Raw genomic sequence first — 1757 nt, 5'->3', positions numbered from 1 at the left:
CAAAGGCAGGTTCTTTAAGGTAAGGAGGTGATCCAACCGCAGGTTCCCCTACGGTTACCTTGTTACGACTTCACCCCAGTCATGAATCACAAAGTGGTAAGCGCCCTCCCGAAGGTTAAGCTACCTACTTCTTTTGCAACCCACTCCCATGGTGTGACGGGCGGTGTGTACAAGGCCCGGGAACGTATTCACCGTGGCATTCTGATCCACGATTACTAGCGATTCCGACTTCATGGAGTCGAGTTGCAGACTCCAATCCGGACTACGACGCACTTTATGAGGTCCGCTTGCTCTCGCGAGGTCGCTTCTCTTTGTATGCGCCATTGTAGCACGTGTGTAGCCCTACTCGTAAGGGCCATGATGACTTGACGTCATCCCCACCTTCCTCCAGTTTATCACTGGCAGTCTCCTTTGAGTTCCCGGCCTAACCGCTGGCAACAAAGGATAAGGGTTGCGCTCGTTGCGGGACTTAACCCAACATTTCACAACACGAGCTGACGACAGCCATGCAGCACCTGTCTCAGAGTTCCCGAAGGCACCAAAGCATCTCTGCTAAGTTCTCTGGATGTCAAGAGTAGGTAAGGTTCTTCGCGTTGCATCGAATTAAACCACATGCTCCACCGCTTGTGCGGGCCCCCGTCAATTCATTTGAGTTTTAACCTTGCGGCCGTACTCCCCAGGCGGTCGACTTAACGCGTTAGCTCCGGAAGCCACGCCTCAAGGGCACAACCTCCAAGTCGACATCGTTTACGGCGTGGACTACCAGGGTATCTAATCCTGTTTGCTCCCCACGCTTTCGCACCTGAGCGTCAGTCTTTGTCCAGGGGGCCGCCTTCGCCACCGGTATTCCTCCAGATCTCTACGCATTTCACCGCTACACCTGGAATTCTACCCCCCTCTACAAGACTCTAGCCTGCCAGTTTCGAATGCAGTTCCCAGGTTGAGCCCGGGGATTTCACATCCGACTTGACAGACCGCCTGCGTGCGCTTTACGCCCAGTAATTCCGATTAACGCTTGCACCCTCCGTATTACCGCGGCTGCTGGCACGGAGTTAGCCGGTGCTTCTTCTGCGGGTAACGTCAATTGCTGAGGTTATTAACCTCAACACCTTCCTCCCCGCTGAAAGTACTTTACAACCCGAAGGCCTTCTTCATACACGCGGCATGGCTGCATCAGGCTTGCGCCCATTGTGCAATATTCCCCACTGCTGCCTCCCGTAGGAGTCTGGACCGTGTCTCAGTTCCAGTGTGGCTGGTCATCCTCTCAGACCAGCTAGGGATCGTCGCCTAGGTGAGCCGTTACCCCACCTACTAGCTAATCCCATCTGGGCACATCTGATGGCAAGAGGCCCGAAGGTCCCCCTCTTTGGTCTTGCGACGTTATGCGGTATTAGCTACCGTTTCCAGTAGTTATCCCCCTCCATCAGGCAGTTTCCCAGACATTACTCACCCGTCCGCCACTCGTCACCCGAGAGCAAGCTCTCTGTGCTACCGTTCGACTTGCATGTGTTAGGCCTGCCGCCAGCGTTCAATCTGAGCCATGATCAAACTCTTCAATTTAAGTTTGATGCTCGTGAATTAAACTTCGTAATGAATTACGTATGTTCACTCAGAGACTTGGTATTCATTTTTCGTCCGAGGACGTTAAGAATCCATGTCACTTTGAGTGCCCACACAGATTGTCTGATAAATTGTTAAAGAGCAGTGCAACGCGGCTTTCGCTCACCGTTTCGAGGTGGAGTATATTACGCTTTACT

At 52.9% G+C, this 1757-nt stretch carries 1 rRNA gene; it reads right to left on the bottom strand.

The annotated features are described in order from the left end of the window. Nucleotides 1–20 precede the first annotated feature (20 nt). Nucleotides 21–1560, bottom strand: a 16S ribosomal RNA gene (locus IM295_RS01940). Nucleotides 1561–1757: the final 197 nt, after the last annotated feature.

Source organism: Enterobacter cloacae complex sp. P14RS, assembly GCF_014895895.1.
GTDB lineage: Bacteria > Pseudomonadota > Gammaproteobacteria > Enterobacterales > Enterobacteriaceae > Enterobacter > Enterobacter bugandensis.
Note: the sequence above shows the minus strand (reverse complement) of the source record. Positions and strands in the feature narration are given on the sequence as shown.